We start from the raw sequence: 22,790 nt of genomic DNA, 5'->3' as shown, positions 1-22,790 counted from the left end.
GGTGCGGGCCGGGGCCGACAACCGGTGCGGAGACGCCGCTGGCCGGGTCCCCGGTGGCGGGGACCCGGCCAGCGGATGCGTCGCTTGCTTGTTCGGTTAGCTGTTGTTCCAGGCGTTGGCGACCAGGTCAGCAGCCTGGTCCTCCCACTGCGCGTACGCGTCCGGGTACGCCGACACCTGCACCTTCTGCGCCGCCACCGTCAACGGCAGATCATGCCAACCATCAACCTGCTTCAGACCCTTCAGGAACGCGGTCGTCGAGTACTCCGGATCCGTGATCTGATCCGGCGAACCCCAACCCGACGACGGACGCTGCTGGAACAGCCCCAGCGAGTCATGATCGTTGCGATCACCCAGATGACCCAGGTTCTCCAACTTCGACTCCTGCAGCGACGTACCCACCGCGATCACCGCGGCACGCTCGTCCAGACCAGCCTTCTTCGTCGCCTTCACAATCGCCCGCACGTTGTCGGACTGCTCACCCGACACCGCAATCCTCGACTGCTCACCCTGCACACCACGCGGCACCAACCGGTCCCGCGACGGCTTACGCTCACTCTTACGATCCTTGCCCTTGTCACTCTTGTCGCTCTTGCCCTTGTCGCCCTTGTCGCCCTTGTGGTCCTTGTCGGCCTGCATCACCGACTGCGACACCGGCGACCCGGCATGCTCCGCAGCAGCCTGCGCGGCCACCGCCGGGCCAGCAACAGCGCCGCCAACGAACGCCAGACCAGCCACACCCAGAGCGGTCCTACGAACCAGAGAAGTCTGCTCGACGGCCGGGAGCCATCGGCTGAACAGAGTCGTGTTCATGATGGTCCACCTTCCAATCGGGGGAACAACACCCACCGGAGGCATCCGGGGTGTCATTGGAAAACTCGTCCCGAGACACACGCTCACGCCGGTCTCCAAGGGACAACAGAACGCCCGGCACCTCGCGGGGGATGCTGGTACTCGAGCGAACACCATATGTAACGACCGGCGGCCCCGGATCATTCCCGGAGACCCGACCACCAGCCCAGGTCACAGGCGGTGGCACTCGGCCGTACGTGAGATGTAACGACCGGCAGCCCACCAACATTCCGCCGAGGTCGACTCGATCATGGAGCCCGGACCGAATCGGGCAGGTCATCCGGATTGCCCGGTAATGCGTCGATCATCCCGATCAGGCGGCGGTGAGCCGGACGACGAACCGGCAGCCCCCGGCGGTGTTCTGTACGTCGACGTGCCCACCGTGCGCCTCGACCAGTCCGTGCACGATGGCGAGGCCGAGTCCACCGGAGGCGCTGCCGCCGACCCCGACGCCCTGTCCGGGGGTACGCGCCGGTTCGCCCCGAAACGCGACGTCGAAGAGTCTGGGTAGGTCGGACGGTGGAATTCCGCCGCAGCTGTCCGTCACCGCCAGCCAGGCGGCGTCCCGTTCCCGACCGGCCTCGACGCGTACCGTGCCGTCCTCCGGGGTGTAGCGGACCGCGTTGAGGAGCAGGTTGCCGACCACCCGGGCGAGTTCCGGTTCACTGGCGACGACGGTGGGCCAGCCGGACTCGGCGGCGACGAGTCGGATCCGTCGGGCCGCCGCGAGCGGGGCGGTCGTGGCGAGCGCGTCCGAGACCACCTCACCGAGCGGTACGGCGGTCAGGGACAGCCGCAGCGCCCCGGCGTTGATCCGGGACAGCTCGAACAGGTCGTCCACGAGTCGGGTCATCCGGTCCGTCTCGGTCCGGATCCGCCGGTGGTACTCGCCGACGGTCTCCGGATCGTGCACCACCCCGTCCTCGAGCGCCTCAGCCATCGCCCGCAGCCCGGCCAGCGGGGTACGCAGGTCGTGGGAGACCCAGGCGACGAGATCGCGACGCCCCTTCTCAAGCTGCCGTTCCCGGTCACGGGCCTGGGCGGTCCAGACCGCCGCGGCCGCCAGCCGCCGGCCGAAGTGCCCACCGACGGCGAGGCTGACCACCGCCGCCGCCGCGACCGTGATCAGGACGACCTCCAGGTCGTGCGGGGACAGGAACATCGCCTCGGCGACCACGGCCACGCCGCCGACGACCGCCAGCACGGTGACGGTGAGCAGCACGTAGAGGTGCACGGTGATCGAGGTGTGCCGCAGTCGCCGCAGCAGCAGTGCCCCGGCGGCGCCGATGGCCAGAGCCGCGGCGAGCGCGATCGTGAAGATGAGTACGAGGTCACGCATCGGCTGGCTCGTACCGGTAGCCGACACCCCAGACCGTCACGATCCGGCGCGGCTCGGCCGGATCGGTCTCGATCTTCTCCCGCAGCCGCCGTACGTGCACGGTCACGGTCGAGTGGTCGCCGAAGTTCCAGCCCCAGACCTGTTCCAGCAGTTCCGCGCGGGTGAACGCCCGGGACGGATGCCGCATCAGGTGTACCAGCAGGTCGAACTCCCGCAGGGTCAGCGCGAGTTCGGCACCGCGCAGCACCGCCACCCGAGGGCCGGTACGCACCTCGAGGTCGCCGTCGGCGAGCCGCTCCGGCCGGTCCGGTGCCGGCTCGCCGCCGGTGCGGCGGAGCACGGACCGCACCCGCAACACCAGCTCGCGTGGGGAGAAGGGCTTGCTCAGGTAGTCGTCGGCGCCCAACTCCAGGCCGAGCACCCGGTCGGCCTCCTCGCCGAGCGCGGTCAGCATCACGATCGGGATGCCGTCCGGCCGGCTGCGCAGCTCACGGCAGACCTGTAGGCCGCTCACCGTCGGCAGCATCAGATCGAGTACGACCAGATGGGGCGCCTGGCGGGCGACGGCGGCCAGCGCCGCGGCCCCGTCGCCGACGTGACTGACCTGGTAGCCGGCGTGCCGCAGATAGCGGCAGACCACGTCGCTGATGGTCCGGTCGTCGTCCACCACCAGCACGCGTTGCGTCACCACCGACCTCCCGCCGATCCCACCCGGCCAGCGTAGCCAGGCCCCGAGAGGAGCCGGGCTTCCGAGATCTTGCGGGAGTCTTACGGCTGCGCCGGGACCTCCGGTGCGGGGCGTCGGCGGCGCATACCGTGACCGGAATGCGGATACTCGTCACCGGAGCCGCCGGTTTCATCGGATCGCACGTCGCCGACCTGCTCGTCACGCACGGCCACGAGGTCGTGGCCGTGGACGCGCTGCTTCCGGAGGCGCACGGCCCGACGGCGCCGGACTGGGCGCACCGGCACCGGCCGGTCGTCGGTGACGTCCGCGACCTCGACCTGCTGGCCGGGCTGCTGCGCGGCGTGGATGCCGTCTGCCACCAGGCGGCCATGGTCGGACACGGTCTCGACCCCGCCGACGCTCCCCGGTACGCCGGCCACAACGACCTCGGCACCGCGACCCTGCTGGCGGCGATGCACGGCGCGGGCGTACGCCGGCTGGTGCTGGCCAGTTCGATGGTGGTCTACGGCGAGGGCCGCTACCACTGCCCGGAGCACGGGGTGGTGCGGCCGGCCGAGCGACGGGCTGCCGACCTCTCCGCCGGCCGCTACGAACCGGTCTGTCCCCGGTGCGCGGTTCCGCTGATTCCGGGTCTGGTGCCCGAGGACGCCCCGCTGGAACCGCGTAGCACGTACGCGGCGACGAAGCTGGCCCAGGAACACCTGGCCGGGGCGTGGGCCCGGCAGACCGACGGGCAGGTCTGGGCGCTGCGCTACCACAATGTCTACGGACCCCGGATGCCCCGGGACACCCCGTACGCCGGGGTGGCGTCGATCTTCCGGTCGGCGCTCGCGTCCGGCCGGCCGCCACAGGTGCTGGAGGACGGACGGCAGCGGCGTGACTTCGTCTCCGTCAGCGACGTCGCCCGGGCCAACCTGCTCGCGTTGACCACTTCCCCACCGGATCCGGTGGTGGCGGTGAACGTCTGCTCCGGCGAGCCGCACACCGTCGGGGACCTGGCCCGCGAACTGGCCACCGTGACGGGCGGTCCCGAGCCGGTCGTGGTCGGCGGCGGTCGGGCGGCCGACGTCCGGCACGTGGTCGCCGATCCCGCCCGGGCGGCCCGGCTGCTCGGCTTCACCGCCCGGATACCGTTCGCCGACGGTGTCGCCGAGTTCGCCGCCGCCCCGCTGCGGGCACCGGCGACGGTCAAGACACCGTCCACAGTAGGTGGTTGACCGCCAGCGCGGTGACCGCCTGGACCACGAGCCACCAGCGCCGCTGCCGGGCGGGCAGGTGCGCGGTGGCGACCAGCAGCCAGACCCCGAACGGTAGCCAGATCCGCTCGACCTCGGCCTTGCTCAATCCGGACAGGTCCGCGACCAGCACCGCCACGGCCGCCGCGATCGGCAGCCACACCGTCGCGCCTCCGGATCCGCCCCGGCGGCGGCGCGGCCGCGCCCGGACCTCGCACCCGGCCCTGCCTGCCCGATCCTCGCACCCGACCTCACCGGCCCGGCCGTCGCGCCCGGCGTCGTCCGCCCGATCCTCACCCGCCCGGCCGTCGCGCCCGGCGTCGTCCGCCCGGCCCGCCGGGCGTGGCCGCCCGGGCCACCCGGCCAGCACCGCGCGGCGGAGTGCCGGCCCGACCACCGGGCCGGCGGAGAGCAGCAGGGCGGCCAGGTTCGCCCAGATCCAGTACCCGTACGGGCGGGCCGCCGCCCAACCCTGGTAGTACCGCCGCACCACCAGGTGGTAGCCGTCCCACCAGCGGAAGCCCACGGCGGTGAACCCCGCGACCACGGCGGCGACCGCGAGCGCGGCCAGCACGCCGGCACCGGCCCGGTCCCGGGTACGCAGCGCCAGGACGGCCAGCGCGAGCAGCCCGACGAGCACGAACCCGTACGACAGGTAGAGCGCGAAGCCGAGCAGCAGCCCGCCGAGCGCCGCCGTACCCCGGCCACGCACCGCCAGCAGTGCCAGCCCGGCGGCGACCACTCCGGCGAAGATCCCGTCCGCCGAGGCGCCGACCCAGACCGCACCGGGGAACAGCAGCAGGAACGGCCACACCGCCCGGGCCGCGTCCTCGGCGCCCAGCGCCCGCAGCGTCACCGGGACCGAGACGGCCACCGTCGCCCCGAGCAGCACACAGGCCAGCCCGGCGGCGGCGCCTCCGCCGAGACCGATCCGGTCCAGCCAGACGAAGATCAGCAACGCCCCCGGCGGGTGCCCGGCGGTGTGCGTGGACCACGAGTCTGGCTGGAAGTCGAGGATCCGGCCGGTGAACCCGGCCAGCATCGCGCCGACATCGGCCACCCGGGGAACCTCGTGCAGGTACTCGGCCTGCGCGGTCAGCCGTCGGGCCAGCCCGGCGGACCAGCCGTCGACCAGAGCCAGCGACAGTGTCCAGGCCAGCGCGCCGAGATAGCCGACGGCGAGCAGCCGGGGCCACGACGCGCTCTGGGCCCAGCCCGGGCCCCGTCCGATCACCAGCGCGGCGACCAGCAGCGCGGCCGGGGTGCCGGGGCCGAGGTGCGGTCGCCAGGTCGCGTAGAGCGGGGCCGCGTCAGCGTACAGGTGGACGCCCCGGGCGTTGAGCAGTGCGCCGACCCCGATCGCGGCGGCGAGCAGCGCCGCCTCCACCGTGACGACGACCGCGTCGGCGTGCCGGCGTCGTACCGGCCGGTTCAGCATGGTCATGGCGACGGCCGACGATACGAGTTTGGCAGCCGGGGCGGAAGGTGATCCGGCCGGACGTCAGGAAGTCGTAAGACCCGTTGCGGCGTAAGGGATCCGTAAGCCCGCCAGGCATCCCCGGCGGGCGGTGCGGCGCCTAGCGTCGCCGGACATGAGCACAACGATCGACGTGGTGCTGCCGTGTCTGGACGAAGCGGCCGCCCTGCCCGCCGTACTCGCCGCGCTCCCGCCCGGTTACCAGGCCGTGGTGGTGGACAACGGCTCCACCGACGGGTCGCCGGAGGTCGCCGCCGCGCACGGGGCACGGGTCGTCTCCGAGTCTCGGCGCGGCTACGGCGCGGCGGTGCACGCCGGACTGCTGGCGGCCGAGGCGGAACTGGTCTGCGTCCTCGACGCGGACGGGTCGTTCGATCCGGGCGAGCTGCCCCGGCTGGTCGCGCCCGTGCTCGCCGACCGGGCCGACCTCGCCGTGGGCCGCCGTCGACCGGTATCGGCGGCGGCCTGGCCGTGGCACGCCCGGGCCGGCAACGCGCTGGTCGCCGCGCTGCTGCGCCGCCGGGGCGTACCGGTGCGCGACATCAGCCCGATCCGGGTAGGCCGCCGTACGGCGCTGCTGCGGCTCGGCGTCGCGGACCGGGCCTTCGGTTATCCGCTGGAGCTGCTGTTGCGGGCGGCGGCGGCCGGGTGGCGGATCGTCGAGCTGGACACGGCGTACGCGCCCCGGGCCGCCGGCACCACCTCGAAGGTCTCCGGCTCGGTACGCGGCACCCTCCGCGCCACCCGGGACTTCGCCGGAGTGCTGCGCTCCACTGCCGGCGCCGGCCGATGAACGTGCTGCTCGTGGTCGCCAAGGCACCGGTGGCCGGGCTGGCGAAGACCCGGCTCTGCCCGCCGGCCACCCCCCGACAGGCGGCCCGGATCGCGGCGGCCGCCCTGCTGGACACCCTCGCGGCGGTACGGACCACCGCCGCGACCGTCCCGGTGCTCGCACACACCGGCCGGTTCTCCGACGCGGAGTGCTCGGCCGAGCTGACGGCCGCACTCGCCGGCTGGCATCTGCTGCGCCAGCACGGCGACACCTTCGCCGACCGGCTCGCCCACGCCCACGCCGAGGTCGGCGCGGCCTTCCCGGGGATGCCGGTGTTGCAGATCGGCATGGACACCCCGCAGGTGTGCCCCGGCACGCTCACCGACGCGCTGCACCGGCTCGCCGGCGCCGACGCGGTGCTCGGGCCGGCCGCCGATGGTGGCTGGTGGGCCCTCGGCCTGCACGACCCGGCGCAGGCGGCCGTGCTTCGGCCGGTGCCGATGTCCACCGCCGACACCGGGCGGCTGACCCTGGCCGCGCTGCGGGACCGGGGCGTGCGGGTCGCCGCCCTGCCGGTGCTGCGCGACGTGGACGACTGGCCCGCCGCCCAGGCGGTCGCGGCCGGGCTGCCCGGCAGCCGTTTCACCCGAGCCGTACGCGCGGTTGACGTCGCGGCGGCCGGCCACCGGGCGCGCCGATGAACCGGAGCGACTCCTCGGGTGGCTTCGACGGCCCGCTCGCACCACCGGCCGGGCGTGGACGGCCGCCGGCCGGACCCCGTCGACCCGGCGGATGCGGCGTCCCGGCCGACACCCACCGCGCCGAGCACTGGTTGGTGCACACCGACGCGGCGGCGTACCCGTTGCCGGTCCGCCGCTGGCACGGCCCGCCGGAACCGGCCGTCGCACCGATCGTGGCGCGCTGCCTCGGCCCCACCATCGACCTCGGCTGCGGGCCGGGCCGGCTGGCCGCCGTACTGGCCCGACGCGGCGTGGTGACGCTCGGGGTGGACAGCTCGGCCCACGCGGTACGGCTGACCCGAGCCCGTGGCGCGGCGGCGTTGCGCCGCGACATCTTCGCTCCGCTGCCGGGTGAGGGACGCTGGGCACACGCCCTGCTGATCGACGGGAACATCGGCATCGGCGGTGACCCGGTGGCGCTGCTGCGCCGCTGCGCCACGCTGCTCGCCCCGGGCGGCACCGTGTTCGCCGAGGTGGAGCCGCCCGGCACCGGGTTGTGGCAGGGCCTCGCGCACGTCGCCTCGACCGGACCGGACCGCAGCCTGCGGCGCGGGCCCGCGTTCCGCTGGGCCCGGGTCGGGGCGGAGTCGGTGCAGCGCGTCGCCGCCGGCACCGGACTGCGGGTTACGGAGCTGCTGCGCTGCCGCGACCGCTGGTTCGCCGAGTTGGTACGCCGATGATCCGCCGACGATCCGGAGGACCGGTTCGGCGCCCGGCCGGGCCAACCGGTCCGATCCGCCGGCTGGCCCGGTCGGTGCCGCGCCCCGAGGACTTCACCGGGCCGTCCCACTCGCCGCTGGTGGCGGCCCGGCTCGGCCGCTGGCTCGGCGTCGCGTTCGGGCTCTGCTTCGTCACCGGGCTGCTCAGCCACGCCGTCGCGCACCCGCCGGACTGGTTCGGCTGGCCGACCCGCCCGGCGAGCCTCTACCGGGTGACCCAGGGCGTGCACGTGCTGTCCGGGATCGCGGCGATTCCGCTGCTGCTGGCGAAGCTGTGGAGCGTCTATCCCCGGCTGTTCGCCCGTCCGCCGCTGCGCCGGCCCGCCCGCCTGGTCGGGCACGGACTCGAACGCCTCGCCATCCTGGTGCTGGTCTGCGCCGCGTTCTTCGAACTGGCCACCGGGCTGTTCAACGTCGCTCAGTCCTACCCGTGGCGGTTCTTCTTCCCCGCCGCGCACTACGCGGTGGCCTGGCTGGCCATCGGGGCGCTGCTGGTGCATGTCGGGGTCAAGCTGCCGGTGATCCGAGCGGCGCTGGCCAGCCGGCTCGACCGGGAGCCGGTACCCGGCCGCCGGGCCTTCCTGCGCACCGCCGCCGGCGCGAGCGGCGTGGCGGTACTGGCCACCGCCGGGGTCACGGTGCCGTGGCTCCGGCACGTCTCCGCGCTGGCCTGGCGTTCGGCCGGCGGCCCGCAGGGCGTACCGGTGAACCGCACCGCGGCCGCCGCCGGAATCGTCGTACCGGCCGACTGGCGCCTGGAGATCGTCTGGGCCGGCGGCCGGCACGGTCTCGGCCTCGCCGACCTCGCGGCCCTGCCACAGCGGACCGGACGGCTACCGATCGCCTGCGTGGAGGGCTGGAGCGCCGTGGCGGACTGGACCGGCGTACCGGTGGTCGACCTGCTCGCCGCCGTCGGCGCGCCCGCCGACCGCCCGGTACGGGTCGCCTCGCTGGAGACCGCCGGGCTGTACGCGACCAGCACGCTGCCGGCGGTGCACGTCGCCGATCCGCTCACCCTGCTCGCCCTGCGGATCAACGGGGAGGTGCTACAGCCCGACCACGGGTACCCGTGCCGGATCATCGCGCCGAACCGCCCCGGGGTGCTGCAGACCAAGTGGGTGACCCGGCTGGAGGTGCTCGGATGAGCCGCGCCGGCAGGAGCGCGGGGAATCGGCCGGCGCCGGACGGCGGTGCCGACGGCCGGACGGGCGGTACCGGAGTGGTCCGGATCGCCCTGGTCGGGCTCGGCACGGCAGTGGCGGCGTACGGCGGATCGCTGATGCCCCGGCCCGGGCCGGTCCTCCCCTGGCTGGTCGCCGGTCCGCTGCTGCACGACGTGCTGGTCGCCCCGCTGATCGGACTCGTCGGACTCGTCCTCGGCCGCCTGGTGACCGACCGGACGGCCCGTACCTGGATCGGTGCCGGCCTGACCGTCACGGCGACGCTGCTGCTGATCGCGGTGCCGCTGCTGTGGCGGCCGGCACCGGCACCGCCCAATCCGGGACTCCAGGACCGGAACTACCTGGTCCAGCTCACGGTCTGGCTGGCCGTCCTCTGGGCTGGGCTCGCGATCGGCTACCGGATCCGCCGCCGCGCTACCCGGGGCGGAGTGGCCGGGGAACCGACCGGCCCAACGCGGTAGCCAGGGAACCGGACCGGACCGGCGGGGGCGGAGCGGTCCGGGTTCCGGGGCGCGGCGTCGCCGGCGCGTTCCGCGGGTGGGAACCGTGCGTGATCAAGATTCGGTCCAGGCACGGTCGAGGAGAGATCGATACTTTCTGTCCTTACCGCTGCCCGGATCCCGGCCGCGGGCGACCAGCTCCGCGGATTCGGAGGAAGCGCCGTGACCAGTACCTATCTGGGCGCCAACCCCGACGAGGCCGGCCATCCACCGCCGCGCCGCCAGCCGGACCCGCGCACACCGGCCCCGTCGGCACCGGCCGGGCCGCGCCGCCGCCCGCGCCGGCAGGCGTACCCGAGAGCCGGTCTGGTGCTGCTTCCGCTGCTGGTCGCCGCCGCTGCGGTGGCGGTGCAGCACCGCACCGGAAGCTTCTGGGGCGACCTCGCGACGTACCAGGCGGGAGCCTCGGCCGCCGCGTCCGGGGACGGCGGTCTCTACCAGGCCAGCCACCGGGGCACGGACGGCATCGCGCTGGGCTTCACCTACCCGCCGTTCGCGGCCCTGCTGTTCCAGCCGCTCGTGCCGCTCGGCGTGCCGGTCGCGGTCGGGCTGTGGACCTTCGCCTCGGTCCTCGCGCTGCTGGCGGCCGTCCGGCTCACGCTCCGCGCCACCGGCGTGCCGGCGGAACGCCGCGCACTGGCGACGCTGGCCGGCGGTGCCGCCGCGCTGCCGATGTTCGCGGTCTCCGGGCACCTCCAGGCCGGCCAGGTCGGGCTCTTCCTGATGCTGCTCGTGCTGCGCGACCTGACCGGCGACCCCCGGCGCCGGTGGTCCGGCCTCGGCGTGGGGATCGCCGCCGGGATCAAGCTCACCCCGCTGGTATTCGTGGTCTACCTGCTCGCCACCGGCCGGTTCCGGGCGGCGGGCACCGCGGTCGGCGGGTTCGCCGCCACGGTCGCGCTCGGGTTCGCCTGGCGGCCGGACGACTCGGTACGGTTCTGGACGGGCGCGCTCTTCGACACCTCGCGGGTCACCGCCGATCCCCGGACGATCCTGAACCAGTCGCTGGCCGGCGCGCTGGCCCGGTTGACCGACTCCGCCGATCCGGGTACCGGTTGGCTACCGGTGGCCCTCCTGGTCGCGGCGCTCGGGATGGCGGTCGCGGCGTACTGCGCCCGGGCCGGGGAGCAACTGCTCGGCGTTCTCGCCTGCGCGACGACCGGCGTCCTGGTCTCGCCCGTCTCGTGGCACCACCACTGGGTCTGGTGCGTACCCGCGCTGGTGCTGCTGGCCGTCCGGGCCTGGTGGTGCCGCAGCCGGCTCGGGCTCGCGGCCGCCGGCCTGAGCTGGCTCGTCTTCGTCGCCGGCACGAGCTGGGTGCTCGCCGGCCTGCACGGCTGGGACCTGCACTTCCGGGGTTGGGGCCTGCTCTACAGCAACCTCTACGTACTGGTCGGCCTCGCCGGTCTCGGCTACCTCCCGGTCCACCTGCGCCGGGCCGGGCGGCGCGGTCCGGTACGCCCCGTCTCCGATCCACCGGGCGGTCTCCGGCAGCGCGGCGCGCCGCTCGTCCCGAAGCCGGAGTCCGGAACGAAGCCGTAGCAGTACCGAGATCGTCGACCGGTGTGGTCACGCCGTGTCGACGGTGGCGTGGACCTTCCCCCTCGCCCGCGCCGCCGACGCCCTGCGCCTCGCCGAATCCGGAACCGTCACCGGCAAAGTCATCCTCACCCCCTGACCGCGCCTGCGGCCCGGTTCGGGGTCCCGGTCCCTCGCCTGCGTGCCGGATCATGGGAGTCCTTGCCCTGCGAGGAGGTGCCCCATGACGGAGTTGCACGACCGACTGGCAGAGACGCTCCGGGAAGGTCGGATCGACGGGCTGCACGCCGCCGTGGCGGTCCGTGGCGGCGAGACCCTGCTGGAGTACTACGGCGTGGGCGAGGACTTCGTCTGGAACACCTCGCTGGGCGTCGTCGAGTTCGGGCCGAGGACGCTGCACGATGTCCGGTCGGTCACCAAGAGCGTGACCGCGCTGCTGTACGGCATCGCGCTCGGCGACGGCCTGGTCCCCGACACCGGGGCGCCGCTGCTGCGACAGTTCCCCGAGTACCCTGACCTGGCGGCCGATTCCGCACGGGCCGGGCTCACCGTCGAGCACGCGTTGACGATGTCCCTCGGCCTGGAATGGCGCGAAGAGCTTCCGTACGACAACCCGACCAACGCCGAGATCGCGATGGAACTGGCGCCGGACCGGTACCGCTACGTGTTGTCCCGGCCGGTCGTCGAGCCACCCGGTACCCGTTGGACCTACTGCGGAGGCGCGACGGCGCTGCTCGGCCGGCTCATCGCCGACGGCACCGGGCAGCCGCTGGCGGAGTACGGCCGGACGGCCCTGTTCGCACCGCTGGGCATCCACGACCTCGAGTGGACGACCGGCGCGGACGGGGTGGCCTCGGCCGCGTCCGGTCTCCGGCTCACGCCGCGTGACCTGGCCAGGATCGGCGAGTTGGTGCTCGCCGGAGGAGCGTGGGACGGCCGCCGGATCGTACCCGCCGGCTGGCTCGACACGATGTTCCGGCCCCGCCTGCCGACCGGCTGGGGCGGCGAGTACGGATACCACTGGTACCTGGAAACCATCGCCGGCCATCGAGTCGTCTCCGGCATCGGCAACGGTGGTCAACGCCTGATCGTCCTACCGGGCCTGGATCTCGCCGTGGCCATCACCGCCGGCAACTACGACGACCCCGACCAGTGGCGGACTCCGGTGACGCTGCTGGAGCGGGTCGTCCTGCCCGCGCTGGGGTGACGCGCCACACGCTCCGACGACGGGCGCGGTATGGCCTGCTGGGCCCCCACCACCGTCGCTCAACCTGACACCACAGGGGCTCGTGACGCGACATCAACGCCCGCACCGGAGGATTACCCGCCACCCGCGCGGTACCGTCGCTTCGTGGACCAGGCCGAGGAGGGCGCCCGGATCGGCGCCGCGTTGACTGGTTGGCTGGGCCGGCTGACCTTCACCGACCAGACGAGTGACGAGGTCACCGTGCTGCTGATCGACTCGGTGGCGGCCTGGGCCATGGCACAGGGCTGGCGGGTGTACCGGCGGGCCGCCAGCGTGATGCCGCTGCCACCGCCGTACGAGCACCGGCACTCCATAGTGGATGTGGGCTGTGCACGGCCGGACGGCGCGCCGGTGGTGGTCGAGGTCGACCACTCCGACCGGCAGCGTTCGGTCGACAAGCTCAGGCTGGAGGCGGCGGCCGGCCGGATCGCCATCTGGCTGCGCTGGGGCGACCGCAGATTCGAGCCGCCACCGGCACCGATCGCGATGGTGCCGTTCCGGGTCACCTCCCGGCCGGACCGGGAGGGATCCGGGCGGCGGTATTCAAGGCTGCCGGCGACCGAGCGGCCGGCGCCGGCCCACCTGGCCGGGGACGTGGAACTCGGCGAGCAGGTCGACCTGTTCCCGACGCCCGGTCCGGAGGGCCGGGCCGACCCGGCTCGACGTTGACCGGTCAGCCGCGCTTCATCAGGCGCCCGACGGCGGCCATCATCTCGGTGGCCATCTCGTCGGCCCGGCCCTCGGCGGCGCCCTCGTGCATGCAGTGCCGGGCGTGCCCGTCGAGCAGCCCGAGCGCGACCTTGTCCAGCGCCGCCTGGATGGCGGAGATCTGGGTCAGCACGTCGATGCAGTAGCGGTCGTCCTCGACCATCCGCTCGATCCCGCGGACCTGCCCCTCGACCCGGCGCAGCCGCGCGAGCAACTGGTCCTTGCTGGCGGTGTAGCCGCGAGTCGGGTTTTCCGCAGGTGTCGTCATGCGCCAAGCATAGCTAACCCCCCAGGGGTATGCTACGGTCCTGGTATACGGATACCCCCGAGGGGTAAATTCGCCCGGCAGATACCCCCCTCGGGTATAGGCTGGGTCCGGGAAGGGAGAACTGCAATGATCACCCAGAGCTACCAGGTCAAGGGGATGACCTGCGGCCACTGCGTCAGCGCCGTCAGCACCGAGGTCGGGGCGATCCCCGGCGTGACCGAGGTCAGCGTCGACCTGGCCTCCGGCGCGGTCACCGTCACCAGCAACGACCCGGTGGACCCGGAGCAGCTCCGCGCCGCCGTCGACGAGGCCGGCTACGAACTCGTCACCTCATGACCGTGCTCGATCCAGCAGAAATCAGGTAGCACGATGAACACCGCGACGAAGTTGGGCGCCTTCGCGCTCGGGCTCGCGACAGTGTTCGGCGCGGCGTACGGGGCCGGCCAGCTCGCCGGTCCCGTACGCACCGCCGACTCCAGCAGTTCGACCGACTCCGCCCACTCCACCGGACACGGCACCGGCACCGGGGCGAGCACCGCACCGCGGCTACCGGGCGGGCTGCTCGTCTCCGACCGGGGCTACACGTTGACCGGCGTACCGGCCCCGGCCGGCGAGTTCGCGTTCCGGATCATCGGGCCGGACGGGCAGCCGGTGACCGGCTACGACGTGGAACACGACAAGCGCATGCACCTGATCGTCGCCCGCCGGGACCTGTCCGGCTTCCGGCACGTGCACCCGGAGATGGCCGCCGACGGGACCTGGCGGGTCGCCTCGCCGTTGAGCGGTCCCGGGAGCTGGCGGGCGTTCGCCGACTTCACGCCCAGCGGCGCGGAGGCACTGACCCTCGGGCTCGACGTCGCGGTGGGCGGCGACTTCCAACCCCGGCCGCTGCCGGCGCCCGTCCCGACCGCCGAGGTGGACGGATACCAGGTACGCCTGGACGGTGCCCTGACGCCGGGACAGACCAGCGAACTGACCCTGACCGTCAGCCGCGACGGGCGACCGGTCACCGACCTGCAGCCCTACCTCGGCGCGTACGGCCACCTGGTCGCGCTCCGCGAGGGTGACCTGGCGTACCTGCACGTACACCCGGACGGCGAGCCCGGTGACGGGCGGACGCCCCCCGGTCCCGAGATCACCTTCTTCGCCGACGTCCCCTCGGCCGGCAGCTACCGGCTGTATCTCGACTTCCAGCACGGCGGCACCGTCCGGACCGCCGAGTTCACCCTGACCGCCGGCACGCCGGCCCAGCCAGCACCCACCGGCGCCCCGGGCGGCGGTGCGACACCCGACCCGCCCGCGCCGACGGCCACCACCGGAGCGGACGAGCCGGGGCACGGCGAGCCCGGCCACGGACACAACTAGCCCAGGAGGCAGGAATGGCACCGGCCGCCGGACGACCACCCATGGCGCCCAACCGGATCGAACTGAAGATCGGCGGGATGACCTGCGCCTCCTGCGCCAGCCGGATCGAGAAGAAACTCAACCGGCTGGACGGAGTGACCGCCACGGTCAACTACGCCACCGAGAAGGCGACGGTCACCTTCGACGACACCCGTACCCCGGACGAGCTCATCGCCACGGTGGAGAAGACCGGCTACACCGCCGCGCTGCCACCGCCGCCCCGACCGGCCGACGATCCCGGGTCGGAGTCGGCGGCACCCGTCGACGAGCTGCGGACGCTGCGGACCCGGCTGCTGGTGTCGCTGGTGCTGACCGTACCGGTGATCGCCCTGGCGATGGTGCCGGCCTGGCAGTTCGACTACTGGCAGTGGCTCTCGCTCACCCTCGCCGCGCCGGTCGTCGCGTACGGCGGGCTGCCGTTCCACCGGGCGGCCTGGATCAACCTGCGGCACGGCGCCGCCACCATGGACACCCTGATCTCGCTCGGTACGCTCGCCGCGTTCGGCTGGTCGGTGTGGGCGCTCTTCCTCGGCACCGCCGGTACGCCCGGCATGACGCATCCGTTCAGCCTCGACATCGGTCCGAGCGACGGGGCCGGCAACATCTACCTGGAGACGGCGGCCGGGGTCACGCTCTTCATCCTCGCCGGCCGCTACTTCGAGGTCCGGTCCAAGCGCCGGGCCGGTGCCGCCCTGCGGGCCCTGCTCGAACTCGGCGCCAAGGAGGTGACGGTGCTCCGCGACGGCGTCGAGAGCCGGATCGCGGTCGGCCAGCTCGCCGTCGGCGACCGCTTCGTGGTCCGCCCCGGCGAGAAGATCGCCACCGACGGTGTGGTCGAGGACGGGTCGTCCGCCGTCGACGTCAGCATGCTCACCGGGGAGTCGGTGCCGGTGGAGGTCGGCCCGGGCGACCAGGTGGTCGGGGCGACGGTCAACGCCGGAGGTCGGCTCGTCGTGCGGGCCACCCGGGTCGGTGCGGAGACCCAACTCGCCCAGATGGCGACCCTGGTCGAACGGGCCCAGACCGGCAAGGCCCAGGTGCAGCGCCTGGCGGACCGGATCTCCGGGGTGTTCGTACCGATCGTGATCGCCCTCGCCGTCGCCACCCTCGGCTTCTGGTTCGGCTCCGGGGACGGCGTCACCGCGGCGTTCACCGCCGCCGTCGCGGTGCTGATCATCGCCTGCCCGTGCGCCCTCGGGCTCGCCACCCCCACCGCGCTGCTGGTCGGCACCGGCCGGGGTGCCCAGCTCGGCATCCTGATCAAGGGTCCGGAGGTGCTGGAGTCGACCCGGCGGGTGGAGACCGTGGTGCTGGACAAGACTGGCACCGTCACCACCGGGCGGATGACGCTGACCGAGATCCTCCCGGCCGACGGCCAGGACCCGGACGAGTTGCTGCGGCTGGCCGGCGCCCTGGAGAACGCCTCCGAGCACCCGATCGCCCGCGCGGTCGCCAGCGCCGCCGCCGAGCGGACCGGGCCGCATCCGGAGGTCGGCGGGTTCGCCAACGTCGAGGGGCTCGGCGTGACCGGTACCGTCGACGGCCGCGCCGTCACGGTGGGCCGGGCGCGCCTGCTGGCCGACCACGACCTCCAGCTGCCCGCCGCGCTCGGCACGGCGGTCGCGGACGCCGAGGCCGCCGGCCGGACCGTGGTGCTGGCCGGCTGGGACGGCCGGGTCCGGGGGGCGCTGGTGGTGGCCGACGCGATCAAGCCGACCAGCCGCGAGGCGGTCGCCGGGCTGCGCCGGCTCGGCCTCACCCCGGTGCTGCTCACCGGCGACAACGACGCGGTCGCCCGATCGGTCGCCGCCGAGGTCGGCATCGACGAGGTGATCGCCGAGGTGCTGCCGGCCGACAAGCTCGACGTGGTCAAACGGCTCCAGGCCGAGGGCCGGGTGGTGGCGATGGTCGGGGACGGCGTCAACGACGCCGCCGCGCTCGCCCAGGCGGATCTCGGGCTGGCCATGGGCACGGGTACGGACGTCGCGATCGAGGCCGCCGACCTGACCCTGGTACGCGGTGACCTGACCGCCGCCGTCGACGCGATCCGGCTGTCCCGGGCGACGCTACGGGTGATCCGGGGCAACCTGTTCTGGGCGTTCGCCTACAACGTCGCCGCGCTGCCGCTGGCCGCGATCGGGATGCTCAACCCGATGATCGCGGGTGCGGCGATGGCCTTCTCCTCGGTCTTCGTCGTCGGCAACTCGCTACGGCTGCGCCGCTTCCGGCCGTACCAGGACGACCGGGCGGTCGCCGCCGGCAGATAGCCGCAGGTGGGCGCCGCCGGGGCGGGTCAGTCAGCCGAGCAGAGCCAGCGCGGCGCGTACCCGGCGGCGTTCCAGGGTGCGGTCGAAGCTGGTCTCGCCCCGGCAGAAGGCGGTGAACATCCGCCAGCCGGGCGGGGTGGCCAGGGCGGTGTGGAAGACCTGCGGATGCCGGGAGAAGGCGGCGAGAATCCGGTGCCCGGCCCGCATCGGCGGGACGAGCTGGTCGTGCACCGCCCGGACGTACCCGTCGAGGTCACCGCCGGCCGCGGCCGCGCCGGCCAGCGCACCGGAACGCAGCGCGAAGCTGATCCCCTCCCGGGTCCACGGCTCCAGCAGGCCGGCCGCGTCCCCGGCGACCAGCACCCGGCCGTGCCGCAGCGGGGAGTTGTCGGCCCGGCACCGGGTCAGGTGCCCGGAGTCGTGCGCCGGCTCCAGGCCGGACAGGCCCAGCCGCTCGACGAACCGCCGCAGGTAGCGCCGGGTCCGCTCTCCCTCGCCCCGCGCGGCGATCACGCCGACGGTGAGCCGGTCGCCCTTGGGGAAGACCCAGGCGTACGACCCGGGCAGCGGGCCCCAGTCCAGCAGCAACCGGCCGCGCCAGCGCTGCTGGAGCGGGGCGGGGATCGGGATCTCCAGTTCCAGCCCCAGGTCGACCTGCGCGTACTCCACCCCCACCTGGCGGGCCGTGACCCCGGCCGAGCCGTCGGCGCCGACCGCCACCCGGGCACGCAGTTCGGTGCCGTCGGCGAGCCGGACCCGTACCCCGTCGGGGTCCTGCTCAATCCCACGCACCGCGATCCGTTGCCGGAGTACGGCGCCCGCGCCGACGGCGGCGCCCCGCAGCCGGTCGTCGAACTCCTCCCGCCGCACCATCGTGAGGAGTTGCCCCGGCCGGTGCCGCCGGGTGAACTCCCGCCGGCCGTCGGCGGTGAACGTCACCCGGTCCACCCGGTCGTCGGCGGGTACCTCGATCCGCGCGGCGGCGGCCGCCAGCGAGGTGCCGATCAGACCACCGCCGCAGGTCTTGTAGCGCGGGTGCTCGGACTTCTCCAGCACCACCGTCCGCGCTCCGGCCCGGGCGGCGGCGAACGCGGCGGAGAGCCCGGCCGGTCCAGCCCCGATCACGGCCACGTCCCAGATCACGGGTAGCAGCCTAGGCGACCGCCCGGTCGGCTCCGGGAACGGGACGCCGGCCGACGATCGTGGCGGATCTGTTACCCGAGTGCATCAACGCCGTCTCGGTGGGTAATCGCGGCCTCGCGAACTGCCCGTGCGCGGTGTGCGGGCGAGGAGGTCACCATGCAACAGCTACATCTCACCGACATCGAACAGCGGGTGTACCAGGCGGTCACCACCCTGGAGGCCCGGGGACAGGTGCCGTTCCCGGAGGCCATCGCGGAGGAGGTCGGCCTGCCACCGGACCAGTTGACGACGCCGCTGCACGTGCTCGGCGAGAAGAACCTGCTGCACCGCGAGGACTCCCCGATGGAGGGTCTGGACTTCGGTCCGCGCTGGTGCTCGCAGCAGCTCACCTGAGCTGCCCGGCCGATCGGGCCGGGCGGCGGGACGACGAACCACCGGGCAGGTCAGCGACCGTACATTGGGGCGGTTTGCGCTAGTCTGTCCCCGGTGGTCACCGTTCGCGGCCCACGACTCGGACGCGGCACCAGTCAGCGAGGCCCGATTGAGCGCGGCACAAGGCAATCCACCGGATCGTGCCGGCCGGTCCGGCCCGGTCGCCCGGGCCGGACCGGCAACACTGGAACCGGATCCACTGGCCGGGCTGGACGAGCGGACAGCCGTCCGGCGGCGCCGGCAGATCCTGACCATCGGACTGGTCGCCGCGTTCATGACGCTGCTGGACGTGAGCATCGTGAACGTCGCGATCCCCTCGATCGACCGGGCCATCCACGCCGACCCGAGCGATCTCCAGTGGATCCTCTCCGGCTACGCGCTGACCTTCGGCCTGATGCTGGTCCCCGCCGGCCGGTTCGGTGACGCCCGGGGCCGACGCAACGTCTTCATGCTCGGTCTCGCGCTGTTCACCCTGACCAGCGCGGCGGCCGGACTGGCCGAGTCGCCGGCCTGGCTGATCGGCGCCAGACTGCTGCAGGGCGCGGCGGCCGGACTGGTGAACCCCCAGGTGATCGGGTTGATCCAGCAGCTATACCGGGGCGCGGCCCGGGGCCGTCCGTTCGGGCTGCTCGGCGCCACCATCGGCATCTCCACCGGCGTCGGTCCACTGCTCGGCGGCGCCCTGATCGAGCTCGGCGGCCAACATCTCGGCTGGCGGTTGGTCTTCTTCGTCAACGTCCCGGTCGGCATCGCCACGATCGCCTTTGCCTGGCGGCTGCTGCCGGCCGGTCCCGGGCGGCGGGCCGGACGGAAGGATCTCGACCCGTTCGGCGTACTGCTGCTGGGACTCGGTGTCGTCCTGCTGCTGCTGCCGCTGGTGCAACAACGGCAGTGGCACGGGCCGCTCAAGTGGCTGCTGATCCCGGGTGGGCTGCTGGTGCTGCTCGGCTTCGTCGGCTGGGAACTGCGGTACCGGCGCCGCCGGGAGCCGCTGTTCGACCTGGCCCTGTTCCGGCTCCGGTCGTACTCGCTCGGCACCCTGATCGGGCTGCTCTACTTCGGCGGCTTCGTCGCGGTCTTCTTCCTCTTCACCCTCTATCTGCAGGCCGGGCTGCACTACACCGCCCTGGAGGCCGGCCTGGCGATCACGCCGTTCGCGCTCGGCTCGGCGGTCACCGCGGCACTCGGCGGCCGGATCGTCAACCGGTTCGGCCGGCCGCTGGTCGCGATCGGCCTGGCCACCGTGGCGCTCGGACTCGGCGCCGTGATCCTGGCCCTGCACTTCGTGCCCGGGCGCGGCGCGCCGCTGGCGACCGCCCTGCCGCTGCTGGTCGCCGGGCTCGGCAGCGGGCTGGTGATCACGCCCAACCAGAACCTCACCCTCTCCGAGGTGCCGGTCGGCCAGGCCGGCAGCGCGGCCGGAATGTTGCAGACCGGCCAGCGCATCGGCGCCGCCGCCGGCATCGCCGGAGTCGGCGCGATCTTCTTCAGCACCCTGGCCGCCACCCACGACGGCTGGTCGCGGGCGTTTCGGGACGCCCTGCTGGCCACCATCGGCTTCGTCGTGGTCGCGCTGGTCGCGGCGATCGTGGACAGCTGGACCGAGCGGCCCGGCACCCCGGCCGGACCCGGCCGCACCAGGTGACCAGCGGCGGACCGGTCCGCCTGCCGGGCGTACCGCCCTGCCGGCGGTGGTGCGTCAGGCCGTCTCGCCCGGGGTGAGCCAGCGGTAGCAGCCGCCAGTTTCCTCGGCGAGCCACCCGTGCACGCTCTGCAGCCCCCGGTCGTTGACCTGCGCGTCGTGGATGCCGTACGCCCGTTCGGGTGCGACGGCCCGGACGAAGTCGATCGCCTCGGCGGTCTTCAGCCAGGACCCCTGCACCGGTACGAGCAGCGTCTGCACCGGCACGTCCGGCTGGTGCACCGAGTCGCCGGGATGATAGACCTGCCCCTCGACGAGGTATCCGAGGTTGGGACAGTCCGGCTGGCCGCCGTAGATGGTGGCGTGCCGACCGCCGAAGGCGCGTACCCGCAGGCCGGCGGCGGTGAACTCCTCCCCCGGTGCGACGGGGTGCAGGTCGAGGTCGCGGATGTCCGCCCCGGCCGGGGCGTAGACCGGGACGCCGAGGCCGGCCAGCCGCAGCACGTCGACGTGGTCGGTGTGCTCGTGCGTGACGAGGACCGCGTCGGCACCGCGCAGCGCCGCCGGCTCGCTCCAGACGCCGGGATCGATGACCAGGACCCCGCCGGAGTGTTCGAGCCGTACGCAGGCGTGGGTGTACTTGGTGAGCCGCACCCGGTCACGCTACCCGCCACCCCGGACGCTCATGATCACCGCACGCGGAGTGACGCAGATCACATATGTCGTCGGTTCGGCGGGGTTCGAGTTCTCCCCCAGCGTGTAAGCACTGCCGACCTGCCGCACCCAGCCGGGGAGGAACGCATGTCACGCCAACAGTTCGGTTTCGTCGTCGGTTTCCTCGTCGCGGCGGTATGGGCCGTCGCCGGCTTCGGAGCGGCGGCGGGTGCCGTGCTCGCCGGCCTGCTCGGGTGGCTCGCCGTACGGGTGATCGACGGTGATCTCAGCGTTGCCGGCCTGGCCGACCGGGCGACCGCGTCCCGACGGCGCTGAGCGGTGCAGGCCACCCGCACCGGATCGACCCGGCATCGGCAGGAGATGAGGACAGGCGATGGCTGACAGCAGTACCGCCACCAGGAGCGACAACCGGACACAGGCGGCCACGCCGGGCCCGATGGCCACGCCGGACGGCGGTGGACCTGCCCGGGCCGAGTTGACCACCGAGTCCGGCAAGACCCGCATCGCGGAGGGCGTGGTCGCCAAGATCGCCGGATTCGCCGCGCGGGAGATTCCGGGCGTCCGCTCGATGGGTGCCGGCCTGGCCCGGCGGGTCGGACAGCTCCGCGGTCTCGTCCCGGGCGGCAGCGAGACCATCCGGCAGGGCGTCTCCGTCGAGGTTGGCGAGCGCGAGGCAGCGATCGACCTGGACATCGTCACCTTCTACGGCCAGAGCATCGTCGAGGTCTCCGAGGCGGTACGCCGCAACGTCGTCGACCGGGTACAGGCGATGACCGGCCTGCGCGTCGTCGAGGTGAACATCAACGTCGACGACGTCTTCGTCGAGGGCGACCAGGACGGCGACGACGGCCAGCAGCGGGCGCAATGACCAGCCGGGCGGCGAAGAGCGGCACCAGCCGAGCGGTGCAGAGCGGCACCAGCCGCAACGGCCGGACCACCGCCGAGTCCGGCCGCGCGACGAACAGCCGCGACACCCGTAACCGCCGCACCTCGCCGCGGACCAACCCGGCGACCGCGGAGGCCCCGAACACCGGGACGGCGACTCCGGAGAGCGGCCGGGCGACCGCCACCCCGGCTCCCGAGGCCGCACCGGTCACCGTCGCCGACCAGGCCACGGTCGCCGGGAAGATCCGGGACGCGGTACTCGGGGTTCCCGGCGTGACCGGGTTGACCGCCGGTACCGGCGTGGAGGTGGCCACCCTGTTTCCCGGCGGCAAGGTCGTCGGCATCCGGCTCGGGGACCCGGTCGAGGTGCATGTCGGGCTCGGCCCGGTGCCGATCGCCCCGGTGGCCGAGCAGATCCAGGTGGCGGTCCGGGGCGTACTGGCCGGCTTCGGTCAGCAGCCGTCGGTGGAGGTGGTCGTCGACGACATCGACCTGCCGGTCCCGGTGGACGGGAGCTGAGATGCGCCTGGTCAACCGGCTCGCCGCCCTGCTGCTCGGCTGCGCTCTGCTGGGCGGCGGGCTGCTGCTGATCGTGGAGGTCTTCGCGGTGGCCCTGCACCGGGAGTCGGTGGTCGTCGACCGGGCGGCCTGGTACCGCACGCTGACCGGTACCCGGCTGGAGGATCCCTGGGTGCGGACCGGAATCGTCGCCGCCGGCGTACTCGGGCTGCTGATCCTGTGGGGACAGCTGATCCGCTGGAAGCCCGACCGGCTACCCACCCGGCTCGCCGACGGCTGGCACCTGCAGCGCCGCTCGGTGGAACGGCAACTGGCGACGGCCGCGAACGCGGTACCCGGAGTCGAGTCGGCGAGCGCCCGGGTCCGCCGCGAGGGCCTCGGCTGGCGGACCCGGATCCGGGCGGTCGGCGACGCCTCGGTCAGCATGGCGGTGGAGTTCACCGTCCGGCGCGAACTGGAACGCCTCGGCGCCTCGCCGCACGACCACGTCGGCGTGCAGATGATCCGGTCGGGCAGCCGGCCACGGACCGACGTACCCCGGGTGGAGGGCTGATGCGGC

The 22,790-nt window shown here is 73.6% G+C and carries 26 protein-coding genes; 19 read left to right on the top strand and 7 right to left on the bottom strand.

Annotation, left to right across the window (positions count from 1 at the left end; genetic code table 11):
- Positions 1 to 96: 96 nt before the first annotated feature.
- The 3 genes from ACSMXO_RS20225 to ACSMXO_RS20215 form a co-directional block, all read right to left on the bottom strand.
- Positions 97 to 813: a hypothetical protein gene (locus tag ACSMXO_RS20225; RefSeq protein ID WP_455418945.1), complete on the bottom strand. Its 717-nt coding sequence runs from the start codon at positions 811 to 813 to the stop codon at positions 97 to 99.
- Between the two features lie 352 nt (positions 814 to 1,165).
- On the bottom strand, positions 1,166 to 2,191 hold the full coding sequence (locus tag ACSMXO_RS20220; RefSeq protein WP_346263157.1) for a sensor histidine kinase: 1,026 nt from the start codon (positions 2,189 to 2,191) through the stop codon (positions 1,166 to 1,168).
- Positions 2,184 to 2,879 carry a response regulator transcription factor gene (locus tag ACSMXO_RS20215; protein WP_346263156.1) on the bottom strand — a complete coding sequence of 232 codons (696 nt, stop codon included), beginning with the start codon at positions 2,877 to 2,879 and terminating at the stop codon, positions 2,184 to 2,186. The genes ACSMXO_RS20220 and ACSMXO_RS20215 overlap by 8 nt, the downstream gene beginning before the upstream one ends.
- Before the next feature lie 137 nt (positions 2,880 to 3,016).
- On the opposite strand from ACSMXO_RS20215, the gene ACSMXO_RS20210 reads away from it, so the two are divergent.
- Complete coding sequence (locus tag ACSMXO_RS20210) at positions 3,017 to 4,096, top strand: NAD-dependent epimerase/dehydratase family protein (protein WP_455418944.1); 1,080 nt, start codon at positions 3,017 to 3,019, stop codon at positions 4,094 to 4,096.
- On the opposite strand, the gene ACSMXO_RS20205 is transcribed toward ACSMXO_RS20210, so the two are convergent.
- Positions 4,068 to 5,558 carry a hypothetical protein gene (locus ACSMXO_RS20205; RefSeq protein WP_455418943.1) on the bottom strand — a complete coding sequence of 497 codons (1,491 nt, stop codon included), beginning with the start codon at positions 5,556 to 5,558 and terminating at the stop codon, positions 4,068 to 4,070. The two genes, ACSMXO_RS20210 and ACSMXO_RS20205, sit on opposite strands and share 29 nt — an antisense overlap.
- Positions 5,559 to 5,706: 148 nt before the next feature.
- Between ACSMXO_RS20205 and ACSMXO_RS20200 the strand changes: the two genes are divergently transcribed.
- The 9 genes from ACSMXO_RS20200 (at position 5,707) to ACSMXO_RS20160 (ending at position 12,957) form a co-directional block, all read left to right on the top strand.
- Positions 5,707 to 6,384, top strand: coding sequence for a glycosyltransferase family 2 protein (locus tag ACSMXO_RS20200; protein ID WP_455418942.1), 678 nt, complete (start codon positions 5,707 to 5,709; stop codon positions 6,382 to 6,384).
- The gene (locus ACSMXO_RS20195) at positions 6,381 to 7,064 is read left to right on the top strand and encodes a TIGR04282 family arsenosugar biosynthesis glycosyltransferase (protein WP_455418941.1); all 684 of its coding nucleotides are present in this window, start codon (positions 6,381 to 6,383) and stop codon (positions 7,062 to 7,064) included. Before ACSMXO_RS20200 ends, ACSMXO_RS20195 begins: the two co-directional genes overlap by 4 nt.
- Positions 7,061 to 7,783, top strand: a complete 723-nt coding sequence (locus tag ACSMXO_RS20190; protein ID WP_455418940.1) for a class I SAM-dependent methyltransferase — start codon at positions 7,061 to 7,063, stop codon at positions 7,781 to 7,783. The genes ACSMXO_RS20195 and ACSMXO_RS20190 overlap by 4 nt, the downstream gene beginning before the upstream one ends.
- A 74-nt stretch (positions 7,784 to 7,857) precedes the next feature.
- Entirely contained in the window at positions 7,858 to 8,967 is a 1,110-nt protein-coding gene (locus ACSMXO_RS20185) for a molybdopterin-dependent oxidoreductase (RefSeq protein WP_455418939.1), read from the top strand.
- Complete coding sequence (locus tag ACSMXO_RS20180; RefSeq protein ID WP_455418938.1) at positions 8,964 to 9,464, top strand: hypothetical protein; 501 nt, start codon at positions 8,964 to 8,966, stop codon at positions 9,462 to 9,464. Before ACSMXO_RS20185 ends, ACSMXO_RS20180 begins: the two co-directional genes overlap by 4 nt.
- A gap of 201 nt (positions 9,465 to 9,665) precedes the next feature.
- Positions 9,666 to 11,045: a glycosyltransferase 87 family protein gene (locus ACSMXO_RS20175; protein WP_455418937.1), complete on the top strand. Its 1,380-nt coding sequence runs from the start codon at positions 9,666 to 9,668 to the stop codon at positions 11,043 to 11,045.
- Between the two features lie 34 nt (positions 11,046 to 11,079).
- The gene (locus ACSMXO_RS20170) at positions 11,080 to 11,181 is read left to right on the top strand and encodes a zinc-binding dehydrogenase (protein WP_455418936.1); all 102 of its coding nucleotides are present in this window, start codon (positions 11,080 to 11,082) and stop codon (positions 11,179 to 11,181) included.
- Between the two features lie 84 nt (positions 11,182 to 11,265).
- A complete protein-coding gene (locus tag ACSMXO_RS20165) occupies positions 11,266 to 12,249 on the top strand; it encodes a serine hydrolase domain-containing protein (RefSeq protein WP_455418935.1) in 984 nt (327 codons plus the stop codon).
- 144 nt (positions 12,250 to 12,393) lie between these two features.
- Complete coding sequence (locus tag ACSMXO_RS20160) at positions 12,394 to 12,957, top strand: hypothetical protein (protein ID WP_346263146.1); 564 nt, start codon at positions 12,394 to 12,396, stop codon at positions 12,955 to 12,957.
- A 4-nt stretch (positions 12,958 to 12,961) separates the two neighbouring features.
- Here ACSMXO_RS20160 and ACSMXO_RS20155 read toward each other — a convergent pair whose 3' ends face one another.
- Positions 12,962 to 13,264, bottom strand: coding sequence for a metal-sensitive transcriptional regulator (locus tag ACSMXO_RS20155; protein ID WP_455418934.1), 303 nt, complete (start codon positions 13,262 to 13,264; stop codon positions 12,962 to 12,964).
- A gap of 126 nt (positions 13,265 to 13,390) precedes the next feature.
- Between ACSMXO_RS20155 and ACSMXO_RS20150 the strand changes: the two genes are divergently transcribed.
- Genes ACSMXO_RS20150 through ACSMXO_RS20140 form a run of 3 tightly spaced genes read left to right on the top strand, consistent with a single transcriptional unit; the run spans position 13,391 to position 16,935 of the window.
- Positions 13,391 to 13,600, top strand: a complete 210-nt coding sequence (locus ACSMXO_RS20150) for a heavy-metal-associated domain-containing protein (RefSeq protein WP_346263145.1) — start codon at positions 13,391 to 13,393, stop codon at positions 13,598 to 13,600.
- A 33-nt stretch (positions 13,601 to 13,633) separates the two neighbouring features.
- On the top strand, positions 13,634 to 14,629 hold the full coding sequence (locus tag ACSMXO_RS20145; protein ID WP_455418933.1) for a hypothetical protein: 996 nt from the start codon (positions 13,634 to 13,636) through the stop codon (positions 14,627 to 14,629).
- 14 nt (positions 14,630 to 14,643) lie between these two features.
- Positions 14,644 to 16,935, top strand: a complete 2,292-nt coding sequence (locus ACSMXO_RS20140; RefSeq protein WP_455418932.1) for a heavy metal translocating P-type ATPase — start codon at positions 14,644 to 14,646, stop codon at positions 16,933 to 16,935.
- 30 nt (positions 16,936 to 16,965) lie between these two features.
- On the opposite strand, the gene ACSMXO_RS20135 is transcribed toward ACSMXO_RS20140, so the two are convergent.
- On the bottom strand, positions 16,966 to 18,078 hold the full coding sequence (locus ACSMXO_RS20135; protein WP_455418931.1) for a geranylgeranyl reductase family protein: 1,113 nt from the start codon (positions 18,076 to 18,078) through the stop codon (positions 16,966 to 16,968).
- 156 nt (positions 18,079 to 18,234) lie between these two features.
- Between ACSMXO_RS20135 and ACSMXO_RS20130 the strand changes: the two genes are divergently transcribed.
- Together ACSMXO_RS20130 and ACSMXO_RS20125 are read left to right on the top strand one after the other, a co-directional pair.
- Positions 18,235 to 18,471: a hypothetical protein gene (locus ACSMXO_RS20130; protein WP_346263141.1), complete on the top strand. Its 237-nt coding sequence runs from the start codon at positions 18,235 to 18,237 to the stop codon at positions 18,469 to 18,471.
- Between the two features lie 313 nt (positions 18,472 to 18,784).
- Positions 18,785 to 20,155, top strand: coding sequence for an MFS transporter (locus ACSMXO_RS20125; RefSeq protein WP_455419264.1), 1,371 nt, complete (start codon positions 18,785 to 18,787; stop codon positions 20,153 to 20,155).
- A 54-nt stretch (positions 20,156 to 20,209) separates the two neighbouring features.
- Here ACSMXO_RS20125 and ACSMXO_RS20120 read toward each other — a convergent pair whose 3' ends face one another.
- A complete protein-coding gene (locus ACSMXO_RS20120) occupies positions 20,210 to 20,806 on the bottom strand; it encodes an MBL fold metallo-hydrolase (protein WP_455418930.1) in 597 nt (198 codons plus the stop codon).
- Positions 20,807 to 20,953: 147 nt separating this feature from the next.
- Here ACSMXO_RS20120 and ACSMXO_RS20115 point away from each other — a divergent pair, with 147 nt between their 5' ends.
- From ACSMXO_RS20115 to ACSMXO_RS20100, 4 genes are read left to right on the top strand one after another with little or no spacing between them, the layout of a single operon-like run.
- Positions 20,954 to 21,142 (top strand): hypothetical protein, encoded by a 189-nt coding sequence (locus ACSMXO_RS20115; RefSeq protein ID WP_455418929.1) that lies wholly within the window; start codon positions 20,954 to 20,956, stop codon positions 21,140 to 21,142.
- Positions 21,143 to 21,200: 58 nt separating this feature from the next.
- Complete coding sequence (locus tag ACSMXO_RS20110; protein ID WP_455418928.1) at positions 21,201 to 21,695, top strand: Asp23/Gls24 family envelope stress response protein; 495 nt, start codon at positions 21,201 to 21,203, stop codon at positions 21,693 to 21,695.
- Complete coding sequence (locus ACSMXO_RS20105; protein ID WP_455418927.1) at positions 21,692 to 22,231, top strand: hypothetical protein; 540 nt, start codon at positions 21,692 to 21,694, stop codon at positions 22,229 to 22,231. Before ACSMXO_RS20110 ends, ACSMXO_RS20105 begins: the two co-directional genes overlap by 4 nt.
- Before the next feature lies 1 nt (position 22,232).
- Positions 22,233 to 22,784: a DUF6286 domain-containing protein gene (locus tag ACSMXO_RS20100; protein WP_455418926.1), complete on the top strand. Its 552-nt coding sequence runs from the start codon at positions 22,233 to 22,235 to the stop codon at positions 22,782 to 22,784.
- The last annotated feature ends 6 nt before the right edge of the window (positions 22,785 to 22,790 follow it).

The organism is Plantactinospora sp. DSM 117369 (assembly GCF_053764795.1).
The sequence above is the reverse complement of the archived record's forward strand: the minus strand, read 5'-3'. Positions and strand labels throughout refer to the sequence as shown.